Raw genomic sequence first — 1,878 nt, forward strand, 5'->3', positions numbered from 1 at the left:
CCCCCCATCTCCCCATCAGCCTAAATATTCAATTTAAATGCGTAGCAGTTTATCATGTCCGGTCGATTACCCATAATGTAGAGACGTTGCATGCAACGTCTCTACAGGGTTTCGGATTAAGGATATTAAGGTTGATTAGCCGGACATGATCTCAGTGGGTAATAAGTCCTGGTAACTTCAGTTTTATTTATAGTTGTTATAAAAAATCTGTATCGAAAATTACTAAATTTCTATTTATTAAAATTTCATGACATTGTTTAATAGAGCCTAGTACTCCAATAAATCCTGGCTATAATGAGAGGTTTGACACAACACCATAAGTTGGCAGCCTTTACCCCTGTGAAAAAGCAGTTGAGATACTCTTTTTCCTGGTGGCTACGAGGCAATACCAAATACAAGCGTGAGAGGTTAAGTTCTGTTTCTACTCTTCAGCCTTGCTTTCCGTTTCGAGAAATTCTGTTATCTTATTTGGGCAGTTTCTTAGGGATTGCAGCTCTTGCCTATCTAACTGCTGATAGTGGCTATCCACTGATTGTCGCACCCTTTGGTGCAACGGCTGTGTTGTTATTTGCTGTGCCCGATAGTCCTCTGGCTCAACCTAGAAATGTGATTGGGGGAAGCTTCATTTCTGCCCTCGTCTGTGTTACTCTTGTACAGCTTTTTGGCGGCGAACCTTGGGTGATGGCTTTAGCAGTTGCGACGGCAATTAAGTTGATGCAGTTAACTAAAACGCTTCATCCGCCAGGAGGTGCGATCGCACTCTTAGGTGTAATGAGCCAAGCTTCCTGGAATTTTCTCTGGACTCCAGTTCTACTAGGCTCGACTATCATTGTCCTGTGTACAGTCATTTTTCATAATTTAGTTCCTGGTAGAAGCTATCCCAAACACTGGTTTTAACCAAAATTGCTTACAAGAATAAATCAATCTTTGGGAAATAGAAAACTTTTCTCATCCTAATTCCTCCTTTGTATTTCAGCTTCAGTCAGTTTTAAATCTTTGGCACAAATGCGACGGTCTTCTTCAGTGGCATTGGTATTGGTTTTCAGATAATCGCTAACCCAGTAACAACCTTGTCTGATGAGGCTATCTAAGTTATTGTCTATTTTCCACAGTTTCACCGTACCGTCAAAACTTCCAGTCGCCAGAGTTTGACCATCAGGACTCCAACTCACACTCAAGACAAGACTCTGACGACCAGTTAGAGTTTGCAACAGTTTCCCTTGTAGGTTCCAAAGTTTCACCGTACCGTCAAAACTTCCAGTCGCCAGAGTTTGACCGTCAGGACTCCAACTCACACTCCCGACAGAACTCTGATCACCAGTGAGGGTTTGCAGCAGTTTCCCTTGTTTGTACCACAGTTTCACCGTGTCGTCAGCACTTCCAATTGCCAGAGTTTGACCATCAGGACTCCAACTCACACTTAAGACTTCACTCTGATGACGATTAAGAGTTTGCAGTAACTTTCCTTGAAGGTTCCACAGTTTCACCGTCTTGTCATAACTCGCAGTCGCCAAAGTTTGACCATCGGGACTCCAACTCACATTTCTGACCAAATTCTGATGACCAGTAAGAGTATGTAGCAGTTTGCCTTGTTTATTCCACAGTTTCACCGTCTTATCTTTACTTCCACTTGCCAAAGTTTGACCATCAGGACTCCAACTCACACTCGTGACAGAACTCTGATGACCAGAGAGAGTTTGCAGCAACTTTCCTTGTCGATTCCACAGTTTCACCGTCTTGTCAGCGCTTCCTGCCACTTGAAGGATAAAGTGGCACTTTGTGCCATTTTATCCTTCAAGTAATTGAGTGCCATTTTATGCTTTCAGTTGGCGACACTTGTAACGCTGGGAAATAGCACGACATAAATCAGGGAAATAT

General features: G+C 42.9%; 2 protein-coding genes. One reads left to right on the forward strand and one right to left on the reverse strand.

Annotated features, from left to right (window positions below):
* The first annotated feature begins 294 nt into the window (after positions 1–294).
* The gene (locus IQ264_RS32335) at positions 295–897 is read left to right on the forward strand and encodes an HPP family protein (RefSeq protein ID WP_193986850.1); all 603 of its coding nucleotides are present in this window, start codon (positions 295–297) and stop codon (positions 895–897) included.
* 56 nt (positions 898–953) lie between these two features.
* Here IQ264_RS32335 and IQ264_RS32340 read toward each other — a convergent pair whose 3' ends face one another.
* Positions 954–1,757 carry a WD40 repeat domain-containing protein gene (locus tag IQ264_RS32340; RefSeq protein ID WP_322744852.1) on the reverse strand — a complete coding sequence of 268 codons (804 nt, stop codon included), beginning with the start codon at positions 1,755–1,757 and terminating at the stop codon, positions 954–956.
* Positions 1,758–1,878: the final 121 nt, after the last annotated feature.

The sequence above is a fragment of the [Phormidium] sp. LEGE 05292 genome (genome assembly GCF_015207735.1).
GTDB lineage: Bacteria > Cyanobacteriota > Cyanobacteriia > Cyanobacteriales > Aerosakkonemataceae > Floridanema.

What these genes read in the sequence shown, in the direction of transcription:
- IQ264_RS32335 (WP_193986850.1), top strand. Translation starts at nt 295, where the DNA reads ATGAGAGGTTTGACACAACACCATAAGTTGGCAGCCTTTACCCCTGTG.